The sequence below is a fragment of the Candidatus Collinsella stercoripullorum genome, assembly GCF_027669965.1.
GTDB lineage: Bacteria > Actinomycetota > Coriobacteriia > Coriobacteriales > Coriobacteriaceae > Collinsella > Collinsella stercoripullorum.
In genome coordinates this window covers 18,790-44,050 of sequence record NZ_JAQECM010000009.1, presented here as the reverse complement: position 1 = coordinate 44,050, position 25,261 = coordinate 18,790, and the positions used below count along the sequence as shown (strand labels likewise).

At 71.0% G+C, this 25,261-nt stretch carries 20 protein-coding genes; 7 read left to right on the top strand and 13 right to left on the bottom strand.

The genetic code is table 11. The annotated features are described in order from the left end of the window. Positions 1-262: 262 nt before the first annotated feature. Positions 263-1,939 (bottom strand): MFS transporter, encoded by a 1,677-nt coding sequence (locus PHA29_RS03820; RefSeq protein WP_270848183.1) that lies wholly within the window; start codon positions 1,937-1,939, stop codon positions 263-265. An 85-nt stretch (positions 1,940-2,024) separates the two neighbouring features. Continuing rightward, positions 2,025-2,990 (bottom strand): choloylglycine hydrolase, encoded by a 966-nt coding sequence (gene bsh / locus PHA29_RS03815; RefSeq protein ID WP_270848182.1) that lies wholly within the window; start codon positions 2,988-2,990, stop codon positions 2,025-2,027. A 395-nt stretch (positions 2,991-3,385) separates the two neighbouring features. Here bsh and PHA29_RS03810 point away from each other — a divergent pair, with 395 nt between their 5' ends. After that, positions 3,386-8,155 carry a M60 family metallopeptidase gene (locus PHA29_RS03810; protein WP_270848181.1) on the top strand — a complete coding sequence of 1,590 codons (4,770 nt, stop codon included), beginning with the start codon at positions 3,386-3,388 and terminating at the stop codon, positions 8,153-8,155. Positions 8,156-8,224: 69 nt separating this feature from the next. Here the strand turns inward: PHA29_RS03810 and PHA29_RS03805 are convergent, their stop codons facing one another. Together PHA29_RS03805 and PHA29_RS03800 are read right to left on the bottom strand one after the other, a co-directional pair. Continuing rightward, entirely contained in the window at positions 8,225-8,623 is a 399-nt protein-coding gene (locus tag PHA29_RS03805; RefSeq protein ID WP_270848180.1) for an MmcQ/YjbR family DNA-binding protein, read from the bottom strand. A 59-nt stretch (positions 8,624-8,682) separates the two neighbouring features. Further along, positions 8,683-9,144, bottom strand: coding sequence for a zinc ribbon domain-containing protein (locus PHA29_RS03800; protein ID WP_270848179.1), 462 nt, complete (start codon positions 9,142-9,144; stop codon positions 8,683-8,685). A gap of 239 nt (positions 9,145-9,383) precedes the next feature. Between PHA29_RS03800 and PHA29_RS03795 the strand changes: the two genes are divergently transcribed. The 6 genes from PHA29_RS03795 (at position 9,384) to PHA29_RS03770 (ending at position 14,573) form a co-directional block, all read left to right on the top strand. Then, entirely contained in the window at positions 9,384-10,112 is a 729-nt protein-coding gene (locus tag PHA29_RS03795; protein WP_270848178.1) for a lantibiotic protection ABC transporter ATP-binding protein, read from the top strand. Beyond that, complete coding sequence (locus PHA29_RS03790; protein WP_270848177.1) at positions 10,109-10,951, top strand: ABC-2 family transporter permease; 843 nt, start codon at positions 10,109-10,111, stop codon at positions 10,949-10,951. Before PHA29_RS03795 ends, PHA29_RS03790 begins: the two co-directional genes overlap by 4 nt. After that, entirely contained in the window at positions 10,948-11,775 is an 828-nt protein-coding gene (locus PHA29_RS03785) for an ABC-2 family transporter permease (protein WP_270848176.1), read from the top strand. Before PHA29_RS03790 ends, PHA29_RS03785 begins: the two co-directional genes overlap by 4 nt. Next, positions 11,768-12,232 (top strand): hypothetical protein, encoded by a 465-nt coding sequence (locus tag PHA29_RS03780; RefSeq protein ID WP_270848175.1) that lies wholly within the window; start codon positions 11,768-11,770, stop codon positions 12,230-12,232. The genes PHA29_RS03785 and PHA29_RS03780 overlap by 8 nt, the downstream gene beginning before the upstream one ends. A gap of 119 nt (positions 12,233-12,351) precedes the next feature. Then, positions 12,352-13,017 (top strand): response regulator transcription factor, encoded by a 666-nt coding sequence (locus PHA29_RS03775; RefSeq protein WP_270848173.1) that lies wholly within the window; start codon positions 12,352-12,354, stop codon positions 13,015-13,017. Beyond that, positions 13,002-14,573, top strand: a complete 1,572-nt coding sequence (locus tag PHA29_RS03770) for a sensor histidine kinase (RefSeq protein WP_270848172.1) — start codon at positions 13,002-13,004, stop codon at positions 14,571-14,573. The genes PHA29_RS03775 and PHA29_RS03770 overlap by 16 nt, the downstream gene beginning before the upstream one ends. On the opposite strand, the gene PHA29_RS03765 is transcribed toward PHA29_RS03770, so the two are convergent. From PHA29_RS03765 to PHA29_RS03725, 9 genes are all read right to left on the bottom strand, one after another. After that, positions 14,539-15,174, bottom strand: coding sequence for a class I SAM-dependent methyltransferase (locus PHA29_RS03765; RefSeq protein WP_270848171.1), 636 nt, complete (start codon positions 15,172-15,174; stop codon positions 14,539-14,541). The genes PHA29_RS03770 and PHA29_RS03765 overlap by 35 nt on opposite strands. A gap of 130 nt (positions 15,175-15,304) precedes the next feature. Continuing rightward, a complete protein-coding gene (guaA, locus tag PHA29_RS03760) occupies positions 15,305-16,291 on the bottom strand; it encodes a glutamine-hydrolyzing GMP synthase (RefSeq protein WP_270848169.1) in 987 nt (328 codons plus the stop codon). A gap of 149 nt (positions 16,292-16,440) precedes the next feature. After that, positions 16,441-17,394 (bottom strand): tRNA dihydrouridine synthase, encoded by a 954-nt coding sequence (locus PHA29_RS03755; RefSeq protein ID WP_270848167.1) that lies wholly within the window; start codon positions 17,392-17,394, stop codon positions 16,441-16,443. A 175-nt stretch (positions 17,395-17,569) separates the two neighbouring features. Continuing rightward, positions 17,570-19,732: a Tex family protein gene (locus PHA29_RS03750; protein WP_270848165.1), complete on the bottom strand. Its 2,163-nt coding sequence runs from the start codon at positions 19,730-19,732 to the stop codon at positions 17,570-17,572. Between the two features lie 244 nt (positions 19,733-19,976). Beyond that, positions 19,977-20,921: an isopentenyl-diphosphate Delta-isomerase gene (gene idi / locus PHA29_RS03745; RefSeq protein ID WP_270403450.1), complete on the bottom strand. Its 945-nt coding sequence runs from the start codon at positions 20,919-20,921 to the stop codon at positions 19,977-19,979. A 289-nt stretch (positions 20,922-21,210) separates the two neighbouring features. Continuing rightward, the gene (locus PHA29_RS03740; protein WP_270848163.1) at positions 21,211-22,677 is read right to left on the bottom strand and encodes a UbiD family decarboxylase; all 1,467 of its coding nucleotides are present in this window, start codon (positions 22,675-22,677) and stop codon (positions 21,211-21,213) included. 80 nt (positions 22,678-22,757) lie between these two features. Beyond that, on the bottom strand, positions 22,758-23,333 hold the full coding sequence (locus PHA29_RS03735) for a UbiX family flavin prenyltransferase (protein WP_270403453.1): 576 nt from the start codon (positions 23,331-23,333) through the stop codon (positions 22,758-22,760). Between the two features lie 155 nt (positions 23,334-23,488). Further along, positions 23,489-24,862 carry an SLC13 family permease gene (locus PHA29_RS03730; protein ID WP_270848160.1) on the bottom strand — a complete coding sequence of 458 codons (1,374 nt, stop codon included), beginning with the start codon at positions 24,860-24,862 and terminating at the stop codon, positions 23,489-23,491. Positions 24,863-25,028: 166 nt separating this feature from the next. Next, entirely contained in the window at positions 25,029-25,235 is a 207-nt protein-coding gene (locus PHA29_RS03725) for a non-oxidative hydroxyarylic acid decarboxylases subunit D (protein ID WP_270403456.1), read from the bottom strand. Positions 25,236-25,261 lie beyond the last annotated feature (26 nt).

Genomic DNA, 25,261 nt, shown 5'->3' with positions numbered 1-25,261 from the left:
CGAGTCTTCACTGCCCATGGGACCCACCTCCTTCGTCCGTCGCCTCGTCTTCGATGCGACCGTGAATCTGTGCACCGTAGATATTCCCGCCGTGCGCCGGGATAGTCGACGGGCTCCGGCACGACCGCGAACGGTCGGTTTCCTCGGTGGGCGGCATTCCGGCCGCGGCCATGCCGCCCCATCGCCCCGGACCCGGGCGGGCCGCCATCCGAACGCCGTCGAGCGGCCGCCCGCACGGGGCGGCAGGCGCCCGCGCGCGGCGTCAGCCGGCGCTCCCCGGCCGGTCCGCCCCATCGTCGGAGCCCCCCGACCGGTCCGCGGAGGCCCCCTTGATGGCCGGGGTGGTCGCGAGGCCCAGCAGGACCACGAGGGCGCCGACCGCATAGGCCGCCCGCGTGGAGGTGAAGCGCGCCCGCGACTCGATCCCCACGAGGGCGTCGCGCTCGGCATCGCCCATCTCGACCCCGGAGAGCTGCTTCTCGAAGCTCCCGTTGCTTCCCAGGTCGATCGTCATGCCGCCGAGGCGCTCGCGCACCTCCGAGGATATCTGCGGATCGGCGTCCGCCTTCGCGCGGACCGTGGTGGTGATGCCGAAGATCAGGACCGCGCCCAGCAGCGCCACGCCGACGGCCTGCCCCACGTTGCGCATCGTGCTCTGGATGCCGCCCGACTGCGCCGCGGCGCGCTCGGGCAGGGCAAGGGCCACGATGTTGCTCGCCTGCGACGACACGGTGCCGGCGCCCACGCCCGCGACGAACGCGCCGATGAACACGCCCTCGGCGCTCGCCCCGTCGAGGGTGACCGAGAGCGCCATGATGCCGAGGGCGGCCGCCATGGCGAGATAGCCCAGCTGGACGATGTGGCGCGGGTGCGCACGCGGCGCCAGCTTGGGGATGCCGAGGGCGCAGGCGAAGGTGGGCACGCCCGTCACGATGGAGATCACGCCCACCTCGATCGGCGTCCATCCCGCGACGAGCTGCAGGTAGGGGGCCATGAGGATGGACTGCGCCCCCATGAAGAAGAACGTGATCGCGTTGGCGGCGAGCCCGGCGAGCACCTGCGGGGTCTCCAGGAACGACCGGGGAAGCAGGGCGATGCCGTGCCTGGCCTCGACGCCGCGCTCGACGCGGACGAGCACCGCGAGCACCGCGATGCCGCACGCGACGGCGGGAAGCGCCGGCGAGATGCCGAACACGGTGAACGGGGCGCCCGGGAACGGGGCGATAAGGCCCCAGGACGAGATCCCCGACAGGCCGATCAGCACGAGGAACAGGCCGACCGCCGCCAGCGCGACGCCCGCGCCGTCGAAGCGCAGCCCGCCGCCCGTGTGCTCGATGCGCGGCAGGAGCCAGGAGAGCGCCGCGACCGCGGCGAAGTAGACCGCGAGGACCATGAAGGTGACGCGCATGCCCGCCGCCTCCATGACGACGCCCAGCGCGAGCGGGAGCAGGGCGGACAGCCCCGACGCCGCGCCGATGCACCCGAAGGCGACCGCGCGGTCCGCGCCGCGGTAGATGAGCGGCACGAGCCCGAGCACCGAGGGGATCAGAAGGCTCGCCCCGAGGCCCACGAGCACGCGCCCGACCCAGATGAACACCGCCATGCTGGGCGCGAGCGCGAGCGCGACCTCGCCGGCGGCGCAGACGAGCGCTCCCACGCGGAAGGAGCGCTTCCAGCCGAATATGGTGCCCAGAAGGCCGCCCGCCACCATGAAGGCCCCGCCCACGAGCGGGTAGATCATGTTGGCGAGCTGGATGTCGGACGTGGTCGCGCCGAGCTGGTCGGTGAGCGCCGAGGTGGCGAGCGAGAGGGCGCCGTTATCGCCCGACGCGCCCATCTGGGCGAGGATGAGGATGATGATGGGGAGGACCGCGAAGCGCCCCTTGGCGGGGGCGCCCGCGGGCCCGGTCGAGGCGGCCGGTGCCGTGGCTGCGTTCATGCGCTGCCTTTCTTTCCGAGATGATCGATGGGAGACGCCCGGGCGGTGCGGCTCGCGCGCCGCCCGGGCGGATGCGGGGTGCCCCTTACGCCGCGCTCGGCACGAAGACGGGCCGGGTGCCCGTCAGGTCGCACGAGGAGAGCGGGTAGGCGCGGATCGCCAGGTCGTCGTAGGCCGCGTGGTAGTAGGTGAGGCTCGACGCGGAGAAGCAGCTCGTGTAGAGGGTCCGCTCGAAGGAGCCGTCGGCCATGCGCGCGCAGCCGTCGGGGACGGCGACGGAGCCGAGCGTGCGGAACAGGCGCGTGACGTTGGCGCGCTCGCCCTCCTGGACCGGGTAGTGCGCGTTCACGAAGGCGACCTTCGCGAAGCGGGCGGGACCGCTGTAGTCGCCGGGCATGCCGGCCATGCCCATGCCCGAACCGAAGGGCGCCAGGCGCGCGGCGCCCCACGCCGCGTCCGCGGGCTCATCCTCGCTCAGCGTGAGGTAGTTCCTGAGGTTTTGGCGCTGCCAGCCGAAATCGGGCTCGTTGGTCAGGACGTCGACGTCGTCCTCCCAGACGCGCACCCCGTCCTCGAGGCACTCGACCGCGATCGAGCCGGTCGCATCCGAGACGATCCAGTGCAGGCGGGCCACCGGGAGCTGCTCACTTACGGGCTTCGCCACCACGGTGACGTGCGCGAGCGCGGAGCGGACCTCGTCGAGCGTCGCGAAGGAGCGCGCGATCCAGTAGGGGAACTCGTAGGCGGCCACGTTCACGCGCCCCGCGACGGGAGCCTCGGCGTACCGGGCGCTCTGGGGGAAGTTGAGGCCCGCCACGGCGAGGCCGGCGTCGTTGCCGCAATCGAAGTACAGCGGGATGCCGCCGGCGACGATGCCCATCCCGATCACCGCATGGCCGCGCTCGGGGTCGCCCGGGCGGTCGAAGGCCGCCGGGACCTGCGCCGCGGGCGGCGTCACCACCACGCGCTCACCGTAGCCGCAGGTCCAGTCGAGGTTCCTGCCGAAGTACATGTTGCCGGCCGTGTCGGTGAAGCGGATACCCGTGCACATGGGGCGGCCCCTTTCTCGCCCGGTCGGTCTGGCGCCGGGCACGTCGAAGTCGGACAGGCGCGCTCGCGCCCATCGGTTCTCTTATCTTTCCCATTATTTCTATGGGTATTTATGAAGACTTACTTAACCGGCCCCTGGGTATCATATATTCTGAGTCAATTTCTATTCCCGCAGGTAGATATAACCGAGCGACGCAGGATTCCACAGCGTTTCCAACGCTTCGGCACAGCGCCGATTGAGGAGGAACAGAGGAGGGATCGCGATTCCGTCCGAATACGGACGTAATGCGTGCGCGTACGGGTATATCCGCCGCGCACCGAGACACCCACCGAGACCCCCGCCTGCGTCCGCGCGGGCGGCCGCGCCGGTCAGGCGCGAGATGCGAAAGGAGCACCATGCCCCGAAACGCCGTAGCGCCCATCGTCCTGAGCGCCCTGCTGTGCTCGAGTCTCGTCCCCGCGGGCGCGCATGCCGCCGCGCCGGATGCCGCGCAGCCGGCGGATGCCGGTACCGGGGACGCGCTCCCCACCTCCCCGGACCCGGATGCCGCGCAGCCGGCGGATGCCGGGGAGGCCACCCTCGCGGAGGGAGCGGCCGACGGGGCCGACGAACCGTCCTCGCCCGCCGACCGGGCACCCGAGGCGTCCCCCGCGGCCTCCCCGGAGCCCGCGTCCGCCGGGGCCGGTGCCTCCATCGTCCGCGACGGCGAGCGCATCGCCTTCCCCGACCTGCCCTCCGCCCTCGACGCCGCACGCGACGGCGAGACCGTCGAGGTCCTCGGCGACCACGTGCTCGACAGGCAGCTCGCCGTCTCCGACGGGCGCAGCGTCACCCTGCGCGCGACCGGCGCGGCGTCGCTGACCCGCGGCCCCGGCTTCCCGCGGTCCGGCGGGAAGGTCGCCGGCATGGTCCGGCTCTCCGGGTCCTCCTCGCTCGCCCTCGAATCCGCCGACCCGGCCGCCTACGAGCTCGTCCTCGACGGCGCCGGCGCCGATTCCGACGAGGCCGTCGTCACCCTGCTCGAGGGCTCGTCGCTCGCCATGGGCGCGGGCACCGCCGTGGAGGACGCGCTGTGCTCGTGGAAGCCGTGGGCGAGCGTGTACGTGCGCTCGGGATCCTTCACGCTCGACGGGGGCGAGATCCGCGGCGCCCTCGCCATGCGCAACCCCGCCGTGGCCGTCGAGGCCGGCGGGTCGTTCGACATGCGCGCGGGCTCCATCACCGGCAACAAGGCGACCTACTCCGAGTCCATCGTGTGGACGAAGGGCTCGTTCAGCATGAGCGGCGGCGCCATCGCGGGCAACGTCTCCAACGTCTCCGCCGACGGCGTGGTGCACGTGCTCTCCGGCGGGTCGTTCGCCCTGAGCGGCGGGGTCGTCGGCGACAACCGGCCCAACAACACCTTCGGGGTGCGCGTCGACGCCGGCGCCTCGCTCGAGATCGGCTCCCGCGCCCGCCTCGAGGGCGCCGACCGCGTGAGCCTCGCGCGCGGGGGCTCCCTCTCCTTCTCCGGCGCCCCCGAGGCGCACTCCGTAGACGACCCCGTCGAGGTGGTGCTCGCCGGGACGTGGGACGACGGCGACCCCGTCGCGGGAAGCGCCTCCCCCGAGGTCGCCCGCGCGGTCCTCTCCCGCCTCTCCGTCCGCCGCGCGGGAACGCCCGAGCGCGCGGCGTCGGTCGGCATCGACCCCGCCGACGCGAGCCGCATCGCGCTGGCCCCCTCCGAGGTGACCGCCGCCTTCGACCTGCTCGAGAACCCCTTCGCGGACGACCTCGCCCTCGAGATGCGTCCGGAGCTCACCGCGCCGGGCGCCTTCGACGCCCTGCGCGAGCAGATCGAGGCCCACTTCTCCGGCATCGACACCCCGGAGCGGCGGCTCCGCCTGCAGCAGCTCGACCGGGCGCGACGCTACGCGTCGTACCTCCAGGGGAACCGCGACGCGCTCGCCGCCTCGGTCCGGGAGCTCTCCCAGCTGGGCGACCCGGGCGCCGAGGCGCGCCGGACCCAGCAGGGGTACCAGTTCGACAACCTCGACGCCACGGGCCTCTACCTGAAGCCCGGCCGGGTCAACGAGATCGCGGTGTACGTCGAGGCCGAGGACCCCTCGAAGCTCTCGGTCGCCTGGCGCCAGGTCGGCCTCACCGACACGTCGAACTACCCCTCCCTGAACCTCGCCCAGACGTCGAAGCTCGTCAACGGCGAGAACCGCATCACCGTGGACCTCACGGGCAAGACCTACGGCTCCATGCTCTACATGCGCAACGATTCCGCGGACAACGCGGCGCGCGTGCGCATCGAGGCGGTCGACGCCGTCGACACCGAGCCCGTCACGGGCACGAGCCTGGGGACGCACCCCTACTACGAGCACGACCCCGCCCACCCCGAGCGCTTCTGGGCATACGTTCAGGACATCCGCGCCTACGCGGCGCGCGTCCGCGCCGGCGAGGCCGCGGACATGACGATGCTCCAGATGGGCGACGACGGACACGCCCAGTTCGCCATCAGCGCCACGGCCATGGAGCGCGCCTACGCGGGCATCGCGTCCGAGGAGGACGCCATCGCCTACATCGAGCGGTCGAACCGGGCGATCCAGGACCGCCTCGAGTTCTACTGGTCCTTCGACGGCTTCGACGCCGCGGAGACGAGCGGCCCCAACGCCGTCACCACCGCGCGCGTGCACACCGCGTTCACCCGCACGGTGTCGAACCCCTCGACCATGTACGCCTACGGGCGCTACTTCCACATGCCCGAGAGCACGGCGGCGGCGTTCCTCTCGGGAGCGAGCATGTACGGATGGGGCATGTCGCACGAGTACGGCCACATGCTCGACAACAACGTCATCGCGGTGGCCGAGGAGACGAACAACCTCTACTCCATCGCCGGCGCGCGGCACGGCGGCATCGAGGCCGCACGGTCCGCGGGCATCGCGTTCAACCCGTCGGCCTACTACCACGTGAACGCCGTGAACGCGACCAGGCGCCGCGACGAGGAGCTCGCCCGGATGGCGGCGGACAGCGGCTACGTGCCCGACTGGATGAACGGCGGCGTATGGGGCACCTACATCTGGACCCATGTGACCACCTGGTGGAACGGGCTGCACTTCTTCGACGACTGGGACTACTCCGGCTACGACTTCTCCGCGAGCCCCTACACCGAGCAGATCGCCGCCGACGTCGAGCGGTACGGCGCGTACGGAGCCACCCTGCGGATCCTGCGCGGCGACCCCGACGCCGTGAAGACCATCGAGGACCTCGCGTCGAACGCCGCCACGGGCGTGAAGTACAACCGGATGGCCGTCGCCTTCACCATGGGGACGGGCTACGACTTCGCGGAGTACCTCTACGGGCTGGGCGAGCGCGACCTCGCCCCCGAGGTGCGCGAGTGGTGCGCGCGCTACCCCTCCATGCCGCGGAAGGTGCGCTACTTCTCGCTGGATACGGACGCGGCGATCATCAACGGCGCCAAGACCTACGCCGAGGTCGCCGGGGCGCCGGACGAGGTGGAGCCCGAGGTCTCGGTATCCGTCGGCGCCGACGGCGGCGTCCGCGTGCAGGCGGGCATGCCGACCGACGAGCTGCGCCGCGCGACCTGCGCCTACGAGCTGTACCGCGACGGGGAGCTCGTCGGCTTCTCGCGCACCGGCTCGTTCTCCCTCGAGGGCGACGGCGCGCAGGGGGGCGTCCCCGCATCGGCCTACACGGTGGTCGCCTACGACGTCCGCCTCAACCCGAGCGGCCCCGGCGCGGCGCAGGACATCCCGCTGTCGGCGACCGTTCCCTCCCTCGTCATGGGCGAGGGCCCGGGTGCGCTCGAGCTCGACGGGCCGCAGGGCGCGGCCTACCGCTTCGAGGCGGCGGACCCCGGCGTGGTCTCCGTCGACGCCGACGGCACCGTCACCGCGCTGCACGCCGGGAGCACGGACATCCTCGTGACGATGACCCTGGACGGCGTCGACTACGGGCCGTACCGGTTCACCGTGACGGTCGCCCCGCGCCCCGTCACGGTGCGGGTGGGCGACGCAGAGACGTTCGCCGGATGCGGCCTGCCCGCGGTGCGGCCGACGGTCGAGGGAGGGCTCCTGCCCGGCGACGAGCTCGGCGACGTCGCCGTGCGCGCGCTCGCCGAGGACGGCGCCGACGCGGACCTCTCCGTCGCGGGCACCTACCGGCTCGTCGCCGAGACGGTCGACCTGGGGCCCGATTACGACGTGACCCTCGAGCCCGGCGTCCTGACCGTGCGCCAGGACGCCCTGGACCCCGAGCGCGTCGCGCGCCGCGACGAGGCGGGCGGGGAGGTCGCCGGGGACGCATGGAGCGACGGCGCGGTGGAGCTCTCGCTCGAGGGCGCCGCGGGGGACGCCGGCACCTACGACCTGATCGCGGTCGGGGACGGCGACTTCGCCGAGCGGGCCCGCATCGACACCGAGGGCGAGGTCGAGCACGAGGTCCGCGGGCGCATCGGCGCGGGCGGGAACGCGGGGGCGACCACGTCGGCCGCCCGGGTGACGACGAGGATCGACCGCACCGACCCCACCGTCCGGGCGCAGGCCTCCCGAGAGGACGTCACGCCGGGAGACGACGTCACCATCGAGGTCGAGGCCGCCGACGACCCCGCGGAGGGCGTCGTCGTCGCGAGCGGCGTCGACCGCATCGAGGCGCGCATCTACGACGCCGCGGGCGCGCTTCTGGACGAGCGCATCGCCCGCGAGGAGGAGCTCGTCTTCGAGCTCGGCGCCGAGCGGGCGGGCGCCTACCGCGTCGAGGCGACGTCCTACGACCGCGCGGGCAACGCCTCCGACACGGACGTGCTCGAGATCCGGGTCGCCGGGGACGACGGGACCGGAGACGGGTCCGGCGAGCAGCCGGGCGGCGGCTCGGGCACGGGCTCCGGCGAGCAGCCGGGCGGCGGCTCGGGCACGGGCTCCGGCGAGCAGCCGGGCGGCGGCTCAGGGGCAGAGACGCCCGACGGCGGGTCGGGAGGCCCCGCGGGCGGCGATGCGGCGGCCGACGCCGACCGGACGGGTTCGACCGCAGGCGAGCCGGAGAACACCAGCATCCTCGCCCGGACCGGCGACGCCTCGCAGCTCCCCGTCCTCGCGACGGCGGCAGGGGCCGTGGCCGCCCTCGGGGCCGGCCTCCTCGCGCGCCTGCGCTCCAAGCGCTAGACGATGCGCCCGCCTCCCCGTCGACCGCAGGGAGGCGGGCGCCTTCCGTTCCCGGCCGCATCCGGGCGGTCAGGCCGTCCCGCCCCGGTCCGAGAGGATCTCGCGCTGCCTACGCTTCGCGAGCTTGGCGAACACCAGCCGGTAGCTCTCGTCGCACAGCTCCAGGACGAGGTCCTCCGGAAGCCCCGCGTCGAGGTCCAGAGAGATCCACGTGCGCCCGTCGGAGTAATACCCCGGGAGCACCGCGTCCGGGAACTCGGAGCGCAGCTCGAGGATGCGGTCCGGGTCGCACTTGAGCGAGAGCAGGTGCCTGCCGGCGTACGGCGCGCGGGCCCGCTCCCCCGCCGTGAACTCGCAGGCGAACTGCCTGCCGTCGACCGAGTACACCATCCAGCCCCACGACTCGTGCAGGGCGCTCACCGCCCCCGCATGCGAGAGCAGCCGTTCGTCCACCAGCGCCGTATCCAAAGCCCCTCCTCTCCCGCCCGCATCGCGCGGGCCGCCGTATCGGGTGCCGCGCCGCGCGGTCAAGCGCCGTCGGCTTCTCCCCTCCACCGTTTGAGGGTGGGGAGCACCGCCCCCAGGAGCGATGCGGACTCGTCCACGGTCCAGCCCATCGCCTCGGCCATCCGCGGCGCGCACTCCTCGATCATCTCGTCCATCGTCGTCTCGTAGGTGTAGTCGCCCCCGTCGTAGCACCAGCGGCAGAACTCCTCCGTCTCGGAGCCGTCCGCCTCGTGCCCGAGCTGGTCGGGGCCGGTGAACATCATCCCGCAGCTCTGGCAGTAGCGCTCCGGCATCTCCAGCAGCTCGGTGATGGGCACGTCCAGCTCGCGCGCGAGGAGCTTGGTCATGTCGATGCCGGGGGTCGTGGCCCCGCTCTCCCAGCGCCCCACCGCCTGACGGGTGATGTAGAGCCTCCGCGCGAGCTGCTCCTGCGTGAGGCCGCGCTCGCGGCGCAGACGGGGCAGCACGTCCTTGATCGCCATATGCCCTCCGATCGATCGGTTGCGTGTCGCACCCATTATTCTGCGGTCCCGCGCGGGGAGGCAAGCAACGGGCTGTTGCGCCGCCGGCCGCGGCGGGAACGGGCCCGCTCGCGCGGCATCCGCGCGCCGTCGGATTCCCGGGAACCGTTAGGGGTCCGTTAGACTTGGGCCCCACCATGGAGGCGTCCGGAAGCAACGGCGCGGGAACCGCCGCGCCGACACGGGAGAAAGGACGCCGAATGGCATACATGCTCGAGACGCGCGGGCTCACCAAGCGCTTCGGCCGGGGCGCGGACGCCCGGTGCGCGGTGGCCGACGTGGACCTCCACGTGGAGCGCGACCGCGTCTACGGCCTGCTCGGCCCCAACGGGGCGGGCAAATCCACCACCCTCAAGATGATCTGCGGGATGCTCCGCCCCACCGCCGGGGAGATCGCCTTCGACGGCCGCCCGTGGCGCCGCGAGGACCTCTACCGCATCGGCTCGCTCATCGAGGAGCCGCCGATCTACCCCAACCTCTCGGCGCGGGAGAACCTCCGCGTGCGCACCACCCTCCTCGGGCTTCCCGAGGAGCGCATCGACGAGGTCCTCGCCGTCGTGGACCTCGAGGGAACCGGGCGCAAGCGCGCCGGCCGCTTCTCCATGGGCATGCGCCAGCGCCTCGGCATCGCGCTCGCCCTCGTCGCCCGCCCGCGCCTGCTCATCCTCGACGAGCCGACCAACGGACTCGACCCCATCGGCATCGAGGAGCTGCGCGACCTCGTCCGCAGCTTCCCCGCGCACGGCATCACCGTGCTCGTCTCGAGTCACATCCTCTCCGAGGTCGGGCAGATGGCCGACAGGATCGGGATCATCGCCGACGGCCGCCTCGCCTACGAGGACGAGCTGCGGCCCGGCGAGGACCTCGAGCGCCTCTTCATGGACGTCTGCCGCCGCGGCGGCGGGCGGACGCGGGGGTGGGCGGCATGACCGAACGCATCCTGAACTCCCCGCGCACGGCCGCGGGAACCGGCCGGCGCCGTGCGGAGCGAGACGCCGCGGGCCTTCCCCGTGCGACCCTGCTCTCGGCGCTGAGAGCCGAGGCGCTCAAATCGCGCCGCGCCGCGCCGATGCGGATCGCCGTCGCCATGGCGCTCCCCATGCCGCTGTTAGGGGCGATGCCGGTGAACGGCTACCAGGCGTTCTCCGCGTGGAACTACTGGTACGCCCTCTTCCTTCCGGTGGCCGTCTCGCTGTTCACGGCGTGCGTGGCCCAGGCCGACGCGCGCTCAGGGATGCGCGGCGTCCTGGGCCAGGGCGCGCCGCTCGGGTGCGCGTGGTGGGCGAAGGCCCTGTGGTGCCTCGCGCTGTCCGCGCTGGCCAACCTCGTCGTCTTCGCCGTCTATCTCGTCGGGTCCGCGTTCACCGCGCAGGGCCTCACGGCGGCGGGGACGCTTACCATGCTGTGCTGCGCGGCCGCCAACACGCTCACGACCGCCTGGATGATCCCGGCGACCCTCGCCCTCTGCACGGGCGCGGGCATGCTCGCGGGCATATTCGCACCGCTTGCGGTCCAGATCGCCGGGGCGTTCGCCTGGTCGCTCGTCCCGGTCCCCCAGCTGCTGCCGCCCTGCGCGACCGTGGTCATCCCCACCGCCTTTATCCCGGTGCTCCCGAGCGGGGAGCCCCTCGCGGCCGATACCGCCCTCGGCGGGGCGCTCGCCGGCGACGCCGTCCTCATCTGGGGAGGCCTCGCCGTCTGCGCGGCCGCGTTCGTCCTGCTCACCTCGGCATCCGCCACATGGTTCGCCCGCTCGGAGGAGCGATGAGCACGCGGGCGCGTCGGATGCGCGCGACCCTGCCGCGCGCCCTGCGCTCACAGCTGCTGCGCCTCTCCCGCTCCCCCATCGCCGCCGTCCACGCGGCGTGCGGGACCGCCGCCGGGGCGGCCTGCGGCGCCTACTTCGCCTGCGCGCCCTGGGACCCGTCCCTCGGGGCGGATGCCTACGCCCAGCTGCTCGGGGCGATGATGCCGCTCATGGCGGGCATCGTCTGCGGCCTCGCGGTGGACGAGGAGCGGGCCGCAGGGGGACTCGCCAACCTCACGGGGGCGCCGTCGCGCGCGCGGGCGGTCCTCGCCCTGTACGGGGCGCTGGTCCTCATGGGAGCCGCGACGCTCGCACTCGCCTTCGGGCTGTTCGCCGCCATCCTCGCCGCGGCGGGGGCGCTCGCCGTGGGCGCGGGCGCGATCGCCCTGTCGTGGGCGGGCTGCGTGCTGGGAAGCCTGCCCCTCTACGCGCTGGCGCTCGCGCTGTCCCTGCGGTTCGGGCGCAACGTCGCCATCGGCGCGGGGGCCGCAGGCCTCGCCCTCGCGTTCCTCTCGGTCGGGGGGCTCGCGCACGGCCTCATGACCGGCGAGCTCACCGGGGCCCACGGGGCGGGCGCGCTCGGGGCGCTCCCCTTCTGCTGGGCCGCACGGCTGGGCTCGCTCGGGATCGAGGGCGCGATAGCCGCATCCGGCACGGCGGAGGCCGTCGCGGTGCGGGCGGCGGGCGCGCTCACGGGGACGGCGGCCGCGCTCGCGTCGCTCGCCTGCGCGACGGCGCTGCCGATATGGTTCAGGCATTTCGAGAACGGAGAGACCCATGGATAGGACCGTGACCGGGAACATGGCATCCGCCTGCGGCGCCGGGGCCGCAAACGGGCCGCGCGCCGCGCGGCACCGCGCCCGCCTGCTCGCCTGCGCCCTCGCCTGCGCGCTCGCGACCTGCGGGGGCCTTGCGGGATGCGGCGGCATGGGCGCCGTCGTCCGATCGGGCCTCGACCGCATCGTGCCCGGTCCCGAGCTCACCATGTACGCGCGCTCCCCCGACCCCGATTCCTTCACGGACTCGTACGGGGACGCGACCGGGGCGGGGTGCAACTTCGTCTACCTGATCCGGGCATCGGACTCCGCAGGCAACGTCCGCGAGCTGCAGATCATCTGCTTCGGGGAGCAGGCCGACGGGGAGGGCTGGCTCCGGATCGACGCGAAGGGCGGGACGGGCGTCCGCTACCGCGGCATCGAGGAGGGCGACGTCCCCGAACCCGCGCGCAGGGCGCTCGCGTAGGAGGCGGAAAACCCGACGGCGTCTCCGGCCTCGCCGCCGGGCACGAGGGAATCCCGGCGGCGCGGGAATCCCGCCACACGTGGCGCTCCCGCTATAATCCCCACGGACAAGGAGGAACCATGGCGCACATCCTGGCGATCGACGACGAGCGGGCGATTCTCGACGCCCTCGCCCGCATCCTGCGGCGCGACGGGCACGACGTCGCATGCGCGGACGACCCGGTACGGGTCCCGGAAATGGACCTCGCCCGCTTCGACCTCATCCTCTGCGACGTCATGATGCCCGGTCTCGACGGCTTCGAGCTCGTCCGGCGGATCCGCCCGCGGTTCGACGGCCCCATCGTGTTCCTCACCGCGAAGGTCGACGAGGACGACGCCGTCACCGGGTACGGGCTGGGCGCCGACGACTACGTCCGCAAGCCCTTCGGTGCGGCCGAGCTGCACGCCAAGGTCGCCGCCCACCTGCGCCGCGAACGGCGCGAGCGCACCCACGCGCTGGCGTTCGGGGAGCTGCGCGTGGACCTCGGCGCCTGCGCGGTCGAGGTGGCGGGAACGCCGGTGCCGCTCACCCCGACCGAATACGAGATCTGCGAGCTGCTCGCCCGCCATCCCGGCCAGGTCTTCACGCGCGCGCAGATCCGCGAGCGCGTCCTCGGCTGGGAGAGCGGCGCGGACGACAGCGCGGTCTCCATGCACGTGAGCCGTGCACGCAGGAAGCTCGCGGAGGCCGGCGCCGACCCGATCGCGACCGTCTGGGGGATGGGGTACCGATGGCAGTCCCGATAGCCCCGCTGCGCACGCGCGGGCGGGGCGCCCCGCTCTCCTGGCTGATCGTGCGCTACTTCGCCTACACCGTGCTCGGCATCGGCGCCGCGTGGGCCGCCTCGTTCGCCGCGTTCTCGGCGGCGTGCAACGCCGGCATGGTCTACCCGGCGAGCTGGGGCCCCGCGCATATGGACGAGGTCGCCGCCGCCCTGCGGGACGAGGGGGCGTTCGATGCGGGCGCGCTGCCGACCGCGTACCGCTACGCCCTCGTCTCGGACGACGGGACCGTGCTGGATACGGACCTGACCGGAGAGCAGCTCGAACGGGCGCGGGAGCTGGCGCGCGCGGAGTACGCCGAATCGGACGGGACGGCATCGGAGCTCGAGCAGATCGGCGGGGGCGGGGGCGTCACCTACGGGACGGTCGCGCTCGCGGACGGGACGGTCTGCGTGCTGCGCTGCGAGTACCTCCCGCAGTTCATCTCGCGCGAGCTCGCCGAAAGCCTTCCCAACCCCCAGAACCTCATGCTCGCCGCCGGCTGCGCGGGCAGCGTCGCCGCCACCGCCCTCGTCGCCCGGCGCGCGAGCCGCATGATCTCCCGTTCGCTCGCCCCCCTCTCCGCGGCGGCGGAGAAGGTAGGTGCGCAGCAGCTCGATTTCTGCGTCGGCACCACCGGCGTGCGCGAGGTGAACGAGGTCCTCGCCGCAATGGACCGCATGCGCGCCTCGCTGGCCGAGTCCCTCGAGGCGCGCTACCGGGCCGAGCGCAGGCAGCGCGACCAGGTCGCGGCGCTCGCGCACGACCTCAAGACGCCGCTGACCGTGGTGCGCGCGAACACCGAGTTCCTGGAGGATGAGCTCTCCGGGGATGCGGGGCTGGACGGCCCCGCCCGCGCCGAGCTCGCCTGCGCCGCGCGCGACGGGGCGGAGGCGAGCGAGCGGCTCGACGCCTACGTGCGCCTGCTGATCGAGACGTCCCGGGGGGAGGCGCCGTCGGAGCGCCGCACGGTGCGCCTGGGCTCCCTGCTCGACGCGCTCGCGGCGGACGCGCGTGCGCTCGCGTCGGCGCGCGGGCTCGAGCTCGCGGTCGACGCGGACCCGCAGGCGATCGGGGCGCACGCCTCGCTCGACGCCGAGGCCGTGACCCGGGCGGCCATGAACCTCGTCGCGAACGCCGTCGACCATGCCGCGGGTGCGGTGCGCATCTCGCTGGGAGTCGAGCCGGCGCGCGGGGACGGGGAGCCGGGCGGCCGCGTGCGGATCGCGGTGGCGGACGACGGAAAGGGCTTCTCGCCCGCGGCGCTCGAGCACGGCTGCGAGCGCTTCTACACCGACGACGCGGCGCGGCGCGGCGGGGCGGGGGCTCATTACGGCATCGGCCTCGCCATGGCGGCGGAGACCGCGCGGGCGCACGGCGGCGCCGTCGAGCTCGAGAGCATCGTCGACGGGAACGGACGGGTCGCAGGGGCGCGCGCGTCGCTGCTGCTCCCGCTCGCAGAGCGCGCGGGAGGCGACGGGGCGGAGCCGGACCCAGCGGGCCCGGTCAGTCGGACGCGGGAGAGAAGCGCCAAACCGTGAAATGCTGGGGATGCGCGTAGACCTCGATATCGGCGCCGCCGGGCGCGCGGAGGAAGCGGAACGACCCCTCGCGCACGGCCTCCCACCCCGTCCGGCCGAGGTAGGCGAACGACTCCCCGTTGTCCGACATATGAACGAGCGCGACCGGGCGGTCCGCCTCCCGCTCGACCTTGTCGAGGAAGCGCGTCAGGACGTCCGTATCGAAGGGGTTGAACAGGTAGAAGCAGGTATACGGGGCAAGCGGGATGTCGAGCGCGCTGCCCGCCACGACGCGGAGCCGCGGGTGGGCGGACGCCCATGAGGACGCGACCGAGGCGAGCCCCTCGTCGAGCTCGACCCCCGTCGCCCGGCAGCGCAGGCGGTCGGAGGCATAGGCGAGCACGCGGCCCGTCCCGCAGCCCACATCCAGCAGGTGGTCCCCGGGGCCCAGTTCGAGCGGCACGAGCAGCTCGTCCAAGATGAAGTAGGGCGTGGGCGTGGGGTCGTGCGCCCCCGACGCGGCGAGGTCGGGGCGGGCGGACGCCGGAGCGGACAGGCGGCGCCCGCAGACGGCCGCATCGCGCGCTGCATCGGCGGCGAACAGGTCCTCTCTGGTCTTCATCGCGCGCATCCCCGCTTCCCTCCCCCATCGCCGGCATGCGGGGGCGCGCCCGATGCGCTCGGGCCCGCCCCCGCGGCTCCCCTCGGTGTCTCGACGAGCTAGTCGGATTTGGAACCGGGGATCCCGTACCTCACTCCCATTCGATCGTGCCGATGGGCTTCGGGGTGAGGTCGTAGGTCACGCGGCAGATGCCCGGCACCTCGGCCAGGATGCGGTCGGTGATGCGCTTGAGCAGCGACCAGTCGAGCTCGGGCACCGTGGCGGTCATGGCGTCCACCGTGTTGACGGCGCGGATGACGGCCGGCCAGTCGTAGGCGCGGCGCCCGTCGCGCACGCCGGTGGCGCGCATGTCGGGGACCACGACGAAGTACTGCCACACCTTGCCGGCGAGCCCCGCCTCGGCGAACTCCTCGCGCAGGATGGCGTCGGCCTCGCGCAGCGCCTCCAGGCGGTCGCGCGTGATCGCGCCGAGGCAGCGCACGCCCAGGCCCGGGCCGGGGAACGGCTGCCGCTCAACCATGGACTCCGGCAGACCGAGCGCGCGCCCGACCGTGCGGACCTCGTCCTTGTAGAGCAGGCGGACGGGCTCCACGAGCTCGAACTGCAGGTCGTCGGGCAGACCGCCCACGTTGTGGTGGGCCTTCACGCCGTCGGACTCCACGATGTCGGGATAGATGGTGCCCTGCGCGAGGAAGTCGACCTCACCGGCCACCTTGCGCGCCTCCTCCTCGAACACGCGGATGAACTCCGCGCCGATGATCTTGCGCTTGGCCTCGGGCTCCGCGACGCCGGCGAGCAGGTCGAGGAAGCGGTCGGTGGCGTCCACGTAGACGAGGTTGGCGTCCATCTGGTTGCGGAACACGTCGACGACCTGCTCCGACTCGCCCTTGCGCATGAGGCCGTGGTTCACGTGCACGCAGATGAGCCGGCGGCCGATCGCCTTGATGAGCAGCGCCGCAACGACGGACGAGTCCACGCCGCCGGATAGGGCGAGCAGGACGTTGCCCTCGCCCACCTGCTCGCGGATCGCGGCGACCTGCTCGTCGATGAACGCCTCGGCGAGCTCCGGGGTGGTGATGCGGGCCATGTCGTCCGGGCGCTTGTTGGGAAGGTCCATGGGTGCTCCTTCTGTTGGGGACAGCTGGCCTGATTCTATCCCGCGCGAGCAGGGGGAACCCTGCGGACGGGGCGTCCGCTCGGCGGGCGTGGGCATCCGCCGCGCGGGCGTGGGGAGCGCGGCGCCGCCCCGCATGGGACGCGGGCGCCCTACCCCTGGAACCGCGCGACCCGTGCCAGGTGCTCCGTGGCGAAGACCCGCTCGACCGCGTCCGCGTACTCGTCCACCCGGCGGACCTTCCTGACCGCGCGGTGGACCGAGAGCGGGTCGGCGAAGGAGAACCGGGCGTAGGACCACCACTCCTTCATGCGGAACACCGCGTTGCCCCCGATCTCCTCCCGGTACGCATCGAAGAGCCTGTCGTGGAAGCGCCTGAGCTCGTCGGCCGTGGCCACCGGCCCGCCGGCGAGCATGCGGGCGAGCGCGGGGTTGGCGAGGATGCCCCGGCCGAGCATCACGTGGCGCGTATCCGGGTATGCCGAGAGCAGGGCGTCGAGGTCCCCGCACCCGAAGACGTCCCCGTTGTAGGCGACAGGGAACGGGGCGCGCCGCAGGGTCTCGCCGTACAGCTCCCGCCGCGGGACTCCCTGGTAGCGGTCGCGCTGGACGCGGGGGTGGACGATGAGCTCCTTGAGCGGCAGCCGGAGGTACACCTCGAGGATCCGCCCGTATTCGGCGCCATCCTGGATGCCGAGCCTCGTCTTGACCGAGACCGGGAGGGGCGACGCGCGGCACACGTCGCGCAGGAAGGCCTCGAGCCCGTCCGGGTCGCGCAGGAGCCCGGCGCCCCTGCCCTTGGCCACGACCGTTCCCGACGGGCACCCCAGGTTGAGGTTCACCTCCGCGTAGCCCATCTCGGCGAGGAGCCGGGCCGCCCAGGCGAACTCGTCGGCGTTCTTCGTGATCAGCTGGGGGACGACGTCGAGCCCCCGGTTGGCGGCGGGGTCGACCTCCCGGCGGACGCGGCCGCCGAACGAGGAGCCCGCGCGCGGCGGGGTGATGAACGGGGTGTAGTACCGGTCGAGCGCGCCGAAGCACTCGGCATGGACCCGGCGGAACACGTGCCCCGTGATCCCCTCCATGGGGGCCAGGGAGAATATCATCGAGCATCCCTTCGATCGAGGGCGGGCGGGCCCGCAGACGGGTGCGGGCCCGCAGACGCCAGGCCCCGCAGCCGGGTGCGGGCCCGCAGCAGTCAGGTCCCGCAGCCGGCCGCGCTATCGGGCCGGCATCTGCCAGCGGCGGCGACCGGCGGCGGACCCGGCCGACGGCGCGGCCCTACTTCCCCTGCACCATGGTGAGCGAGATCTTGCCCCGCGCCCGGTCCACGCGCTCGACCCACACCTTCACGGTGTCGCCGACGGCCACCACGTCGCTCGGGTGCTTCACGAAGCGGCGCGACAGCTTGGAGATGTGGACGAGCCCGTCCTGGTGCACCCCCACGTCCACGAAGGCGCCGAAGTCGACCACGTTGCGCACCGTGCCGGTGAGCTCCATGCCGGGCTCGAGGTCGTCGATCGTGAGGGCCGCGCGGCTGAACACGACCTCGGGCGCGTCGTCGCGCGGGTCGCGCCCGGGCTTCTCGAGCTCGGCGATGATGTCGATGAGCGTGAGGATGCCGCAGCCGAGCTCGCCGGACAGCGAGGCCACGCTGCCCACGCGCCGCTCGATGTCCGGGATGCCGCCGGCGGCCAGGTCGCCCGCGCCGACGCCCGCGTGCTCGAGCACCTTGCGCGCCACCTCGTAGCTCTCCGGATGGACGCTCGTCGCGTCGAGCGGGTTGTCCCCGCCGTTGATGCGCAGGAAGCCCGCGCACTGCTCGTAGGCCTTCGGCCCCAGCTTGGGGACGTCTTTGAGCTGGCGGCGGTCGGTGAACGCCCCGTGCTCCCCGCGGTACGCCACGATGTTTCTCGCCACCGCCGCCGTGATGCCGGACACGTACGACAGCAGGCTCGCGCTCGCGGTGTTCACGTCCACGCCCACGCGGTTCACCACATCCTCGACCACGTACCCGAGCGTGCGCGCGAGCTCCGCCTGGTCGAGGTCGTGCTGGTACTGGCCCACGCCGATGGACTGCGGGGGGATCTTCACGAGCTCCGCCAGCGGGTCCTGCAGGCGGCGGCCCAGGCTCATGGCGCCGCGCGTCGTCACGTCGAGGTCCGGGTACTCCGCGCTCGCCAGCTCGCTCGCCGAGTAGACCGAGGCGCCCGCCTCGTTCACGATGGTGTAGCGCAGGTCGGGGGCGGACTCGGCGATGAACTCGGAGACCACCGCCTCCGTCTCGCGGCTCGCCGTCCCGTTGCCGATCACGATGGTGTTGATGCGGTGCTTGCGCACGAGGCGCGCCAGCTCGCGCTTGGTCCCGGCCGTGTCGCGGCGCGGGGGCGTGGGGTACACCACGCCGTGGTCGAGCAGGGTCCCGTACTCGTCCAGCACCGCCACCTTGCAGCCCGTGCGGTACCCCGGGTCGAGCGAGATCACGCGCGCGCCGCGCACCGGGCGGGCGGACAGCAGGCTCTCGAGGTTCTTGGCGAACACCTTGATGGCATCGGTCTGCGCGCGCACCGTCAGCTTGGCGCGCAGCTCGCGCTCGAGCGAGGGCGCCATGAGGCGCTTGTAGCCGTCGGCGATGGCGGCGTCGAGCAGCGGGGCGAAGGGGCCCTGACGGCGCGGCCAGCGGGCGCCCAGGCGCGCGGTGGCGGCCTCGGCGTCCACGCGCACATGGACCCGCAGCTTGCCCTCGCGCTCGCCGCGGTCGATGGCGAGGACGCGGTGGTTGGGGATCTTGCGCGCCGGCTCGGCGAAGTCGTAGTACGGCTCGTAGGGGGTCTTCTCGTCCGCGTCGACCGCCACCGAGGCGATCTCGCCCGTGTTCTCGGTGAACGAGCGCAGGTCGGCGACGTTCTCAGCGTCTTCCGCCACGGTCTCCGCCACGATGTCGGATGCGCCCGCGAGCGCCTTTTCCGCCGTGTCGTACCCCGCTTGGACCGCCTGAGGCGTGACGTAGGCCGAGGCGACATCGAGCGGGGTGGCGGCACCGCGGGGCGTCACCTGCATGATGATCATGTTGGCGAGCGGCTCGAGCCCGGCCTCGCGGGCCTTCTGGGCGCGCGTCATGCGCTTCTTGCGGAAGGGCTTGTAGAGGTCCTCGACGCGCTGGAGCTGCGTCGCTTCGCGGATCTCCGCCTCGAGCTCGGGGGTGAGCTTGCCCTGGGCGCCGATGAGGACGATCACGTCCTCTTTGCGCTGCTCGAGGTTGCGCAGATAGGCGAGGCGGTCGTCGAGCGCGCGCAGAGCGACGTCGTCCATGCCGCCCGTCGTCTCCTTGCGGTAGCGCGCGATGAAGGGGATCGTGTTGCCCTCGTCGATCAGCTTGACGGCCGCCTCGACGGCGGTGGGATTAAGGTTGAGCTCGCGCGCGAGCGTGGCGATGATATCCATGGGGTGACTCCTCTGCGATGACCCGGGCACCGAGCCCGTGAATCGGAGGCATAAGGATAGCCCGCCACGCGGCGGCATGCAAAAGAGCAGGACCGCGGGCGCATTCGGTTGCCCACGGTCCTGAAAACCGGCTATCTTGCAGCGGGGACCGGCGCATCGCGGGGGACGCGCCCGGCGGCGCATCGACCGCGCCGGGCAGCTCGACCGCGCGGCGCGGAGCCCCCAAGGGCGCCGATCGTCCCGTCTACTGGTCGCCCTGGCCGGCGAAACGCGCGAGCTCGGCCCTGATGGCCGGATCGGAGAGCGCGATGCGCGTCCAAGGGGCAAGCTGCTCGGGACGACCCTGAAGATACCCGTCGAGCTCCGCGAGCGAGACGCGACGTACCTCGCTGATCTCCTCCTCGTTGATGTGCAGCCGCTCGGAGGTCCGCCCGCAGAAGACCTCGCACCATTCGCACTCGCAGAATCCGTCACCGTGATCCTCGCGATAGACGATATGGCCCAGCGACGTCAAGGCGGCGGTAGCGCCCGTCTCCTCCTTCAGCCTGCGCTCGGCGGCCGCCGCGAGCGCCTCGCCCTCCTTGGGGTGCCCGGCACAGGTATCCGCGAGCACACCGCCCCAAAGGCGCTTACCGGCAGCGCGGCGGCACAGCAACAGCTTGGCATCCGGGCCCTCCCCCTCGACCAGATAGATCGAGAAGGCCTGGTGCAGGATGCCGTCGCCGGCATGAGCCTCGACGCGCTCGACGCTGCCCGTCACCGTTCCGGTCTCGTCGACCGTCACGACCCTGTCCTGGTCGTCCCAGCGCGCTCGGCGGATCCGCTCCGAGCATTCGATGACGCGCTCGCCCACCTGGCGGCACACGTCCACGAGCTGGGCGATATCCTCTTTCGAGGCGTCATCCACATGGATGCCGCAGGTCGCCGTCACGGGCACTCTCAGCGCCGTGGCCACGATCGCCGCAATGTCATGGGCGGGGATCTCGTCGCGATGGCACGGAACGGCGAGTATGCTCACCGTGGCGGTGCGACCGGGCTCGGGCCGGGGGATCGCTTGGGCGGTTGCGCCGACATGCGCGGCTCCCGCAGCGCGCGAACCCACCGTGACGGTCACGCCCCTGCCAGTATCGACCATGGTCACGTCGACTTTGAACTTGCCCTCGCCGACGCTGAATGTGCGCGTCTCCATAACAACACCCTTCCGCCCGTTGTCTCGGGCCTGATACTCGAAATCGTGCCGATGCTCATGCTCATGCTGCCCAAAACAACCGGGCACGACACCGTTCGTGCACGTTTGCGCGCACGATATCATAAGCTGCACGACCTATGGGAAAAGGGTCGGGCAGGGGTCATATACCGCCTGCCCGACCCTCACGTGCGGAAGCCTATGCTCCCATACGCCCGGCAATGCGCTCAGGCGCATGTCGGACCGATCAACCGGCCCGGTTAGGCGACGAAAGCGCCTCGTATGCGATCGGTTACACCTCGGTCCAGTGCGTCGGGTCGACATCCTTGAACTTGGAGCGCTGGAAACGATGCTTCTGGTCGAACGGGACCGTGCAGTCGAAGATCGTCTTGCAGGCGATACCGTGATCGCGGATGCTCGGATCACAGGTGGGATCGTTGGACGGATCGAGCGGGTGGCAGCGGACGCCGGGGATGGTGACGACGTCGATATCAGCCTGGAAGCGCGTGTTCATAGCCCAGATGACATCCTTGATGTCGAAGAGGTCGACATCCTCGTCCACGAGCCAGACATGCTTGAGCTCGGGGAAGGCGGAGAAGGCAAGCAGCGCGGCCTGACGCTGACGGCCCTCGTCAGAGGGAATCTCCTTCTTGAACTGGATGACGGCCATGTACTTGCCACCGCCAGGAGAAGCTGCGTAGACGTTCTGCACCTTGCCGGGCAGAGCGCGCTCGACCATGGTGAGGATCGAAGCCTCGGTCGGGATACCGGCCATGCTGACGTGCTCCTCGGAGGGGCCGATGACCGTCTGCATGATGGGGTTCTTGCGGGTCGTGACGGCCTTGACCTTGATCACGGGCAGAGCGGCCTGGGCACCACCGGTGTAGCCGGGGAACTCGGGCATGGCCTTGCCGGAGTCGGTATTCTGGTCCTCGCGCACGCGGACGTCGGGCAGAAGCTCGCCCTCGATGACATACTCGGCGTTGGCGATGCACTGCTCGTCGATGGTCAGGCACTGGGCCAGCTTGACGGGCTCGCCACGAAGGGCACCGGCGCAGCCGAGCTCGTTGTAGCCGAGCGGCGTGGTGGGCGGCTCGAAGCACACGGCGATCTCGATGGCGGGGTCGACGCCGATGGAGATGGAGATGGGCAGCGGCTTGCCGGCCTTCTCGGCCTTCTCGCGGAAGACGGTGAGGTGACGCGCTCCGGGGACGAAGTACATCGAGATCTCGTCCTTGCTCTGCAGGCAGAGACGGTGGATGGTGATATCCTTCTCACCGTTCTCGGGGTCGGTGGCGTAGCACATACCCATGGTGATATACGGGCCGGCATCCTCCTCGGTGTTAGTCGGAGCCGGGATGAGCTTGCGGATGTCGAAGTCAGGGTCGTCGGCCTTGTAGACGACTTCCTGACAGGGCGCGGGCTCGTCAGTGACGACAGGAGCGATAGGGGCGTTGACGGCATCCTTGAGCAGGAAGCCGAGGCGCTTGGGATCGCAATCGAGCAGGTAACCCACGCGGGTGCGGCTGGCAAGCAGACCGATGATGACGCTCGCGCCCGGATGACCCTTGACGTTGTTGAAGATCATCGCGGGACCCTCTTTGGTGGGGCGCATGACGGTGCCGCCGGCACCGACGTGACGATACACGCCGGAGAGCTCGGCAAGCGGCTCGACCTCGACGTCGGTCTCGACGAGCTGCCCCGGAATGCCCTTGAGTAGCTCAATGGCACTGCGGAGATCGTTGACCTTAACGGACATATGTGCCTCCTTTGCTTTCGCGCGGCGATGCCGCACATTAAAGGCTGTGTCGGGAGCGCCCTATGGCGCCACGCGAGGGCCTACTCGGCTCCCTCCCAAGCGTGGAAGACTTTGGGCTCGAGCCCAAACTGGCGCAGCACCTTGCCGACGACATGGTAGATCTGATCGTCGAGGGTGATCGGGCCGTTGTAGAAGGTGAGCATGGGCGGGACGAGCACGCACCCGGCATCCGCCGCGGCGAGCATGTTGCGCACGTGGATCTTGCCCAAGGGCATCTCGCGCGGCACGAGCACCACGCGGCGCCCCTCCTTGAGGCAGACATCGGCCGCACGCGAGACCAAGTTGTCGGCATACCCGGTCGCGATGGAGGAAAGCGTCTTCATGGAACACGGCATGACGACCATGCCCGAGGTCACGAACGAGCCGCTGGAGATGGACGCCGCCAGGTTGTGAGAGTCATGGACCACGTCGGCGAGGTCGAGCAGCTCGTCGATGGGCTCTTGACACTCGAGCTCCCAGGTTTTCTTCGCGCCGTCGCTCACCACGAGGTGCGTCTCGACCTCATCGTATCCCGCGAGCGCCCGCATGAGGTAGAGCGCGAGCTGAACGCCCGTGGCCCCGCTCACGCCTACGATGATGCGCTTCTTGCTTTCCATCGGAATGCTTCCCTTCGGATGTCGTATGGCTCTCCGGGCAAAATGCCCAAAAGCCTTGATATGGACAGAACAAGCGAGGCGGGAGCGGCACCAGCAGCGATCCCGCTCGTGCCGCCACCCGTCTCGCGCTGGCAGATGATGCGTTTTCCGCGGCATCAAGCCAAGCCGATGATCATGAACCAGCCGACCATGATCCACGCGATGACGAACAGGAAGGGAATCAAGACGATTCCGAGCCTCAAGGTCTCCTTCTGGGTGTAGTTACCCGTATCGGGGCTCGCTCCAACCAGCGTGTTGAGGTGCTGGAAGGGGAAGAGGTAGTGCGCCGCGACGGCCATGTAGCAGATCATCGTGGCAACCATGGGGTCGATCCCCAAGGGCTGCGCGAAGGCGAGGATCGCGGGCACGGCGACGCCCATGACGGCGATGACGGACCCGAGCAGCATGTGGATGACGAAGGACAGGGCAACGATGATCGCCGCGACAAGGAACATGTTGTCGGGCACGGTGGTGGGCATGAAGGACGCGATCCAAGCGTTCATGCCCGTGTCGGCACCAACGTGGCCGATGGCCATAGCGGCGGTCAGGAAGACGAGCACGTGGATGGGGACGGCGCTCCAATCCTTGGCGGCGTTGAGGTCGCCGACGATGGGCATGCTCATGAGCATGCCGACCGCGAAGGTGACCCAGCCGATATCGATGCCGTGGATGGACTCGGTGAGCCACAGGACGATGGCGAGAACGACCCAGACGATGGTCTTGATCTCAACGACGCTCATCTTGCCCATTTCGGCGAGCTTGACGCGAATCGCCTCCTTGTCGACAGCGTAGTCCTTCTCCGCACGGAAAAGCAGCAGGAAGAGCACCAGGGTGATGACGCTCATGATGATGGCGGGAACGCCCATGACCTTGAACCAGGTCACGAAGTCCGCACCGCCCGCATAGGAGGCGGCAAGCGGATTGATCACCGCGTCGCCCGTGATGAAGATGAGCGAGCAGGGCACAGAGGCGGCGAAGACGGCAAAGCCGATCTTGACGGCGTCGCCAGCCGAGATGCCGGAGCTCTTGATGATGACGGCCATGACCGCCATGATCAGGAAGGCGCGCGGCCAGGGATGTGGGATGAGCAGCGACAGGATCGCGGTGAGCGCGAAGATACCGACGATGATGCTCTTGAACCCGGTGACGAAGCGAAGCATGTAGCTATATGCGATGCGCTCGCCCAGTCCCGAGGTCTGCACGGCGTTGGCGATCAGATAGGCACCTATGACGAGCCACATCGTGGTACCCGTCCACGCATAGAAGATCTCGGCCGGCTCATCGAGCTGGAATATGCACATGAGCGCAAGCAGGACACCTGCGGTGTAGCCGTTCTGGGCGATCTGCAGAGCCCACCAGACGACCGTCATGAGCGTGAAGGCAAGCATGAGCTTGGCGTTGCCCTCGATACCCGGCAGCGGAGCGAACCATACGATCAGCGCGACAACGATACCGGCGATAAAGCCGATCTCCCTCTTGCCAAATTTCATGGCCGACTCCCCCTTTCTTGAATGAAATCACGTGTTTTCCAAGGCGAATTCGGCAGACGCCGGGGATTCGCCCCCAATCGACACAAGTGGGGCGGGCGCTGGACACCCTGCAAGCGCCATTGCCCGCCCCACCATCAAAGCCGGCTTAATGCGGCTCGGATCCGTCTTATGCCTCCAGCGGCGGAACGGGCGGAATCACCTGCAGCTTGGCGATCTTCTCGTCGTCAAGCTTGAAAACGTCGTCAACGTGCACGTTCTCGGTCGAGCGCCAAGAATACATGCAGACATCGCACTGGTACATCTCCCATGCACCCTCGACAGGAGAGGTGGCAATGGTCGAAATCTCCTCATGACCACAACGCGGGCATTGCATGTGTCATTCCTCCTTCAAAGAAAAAA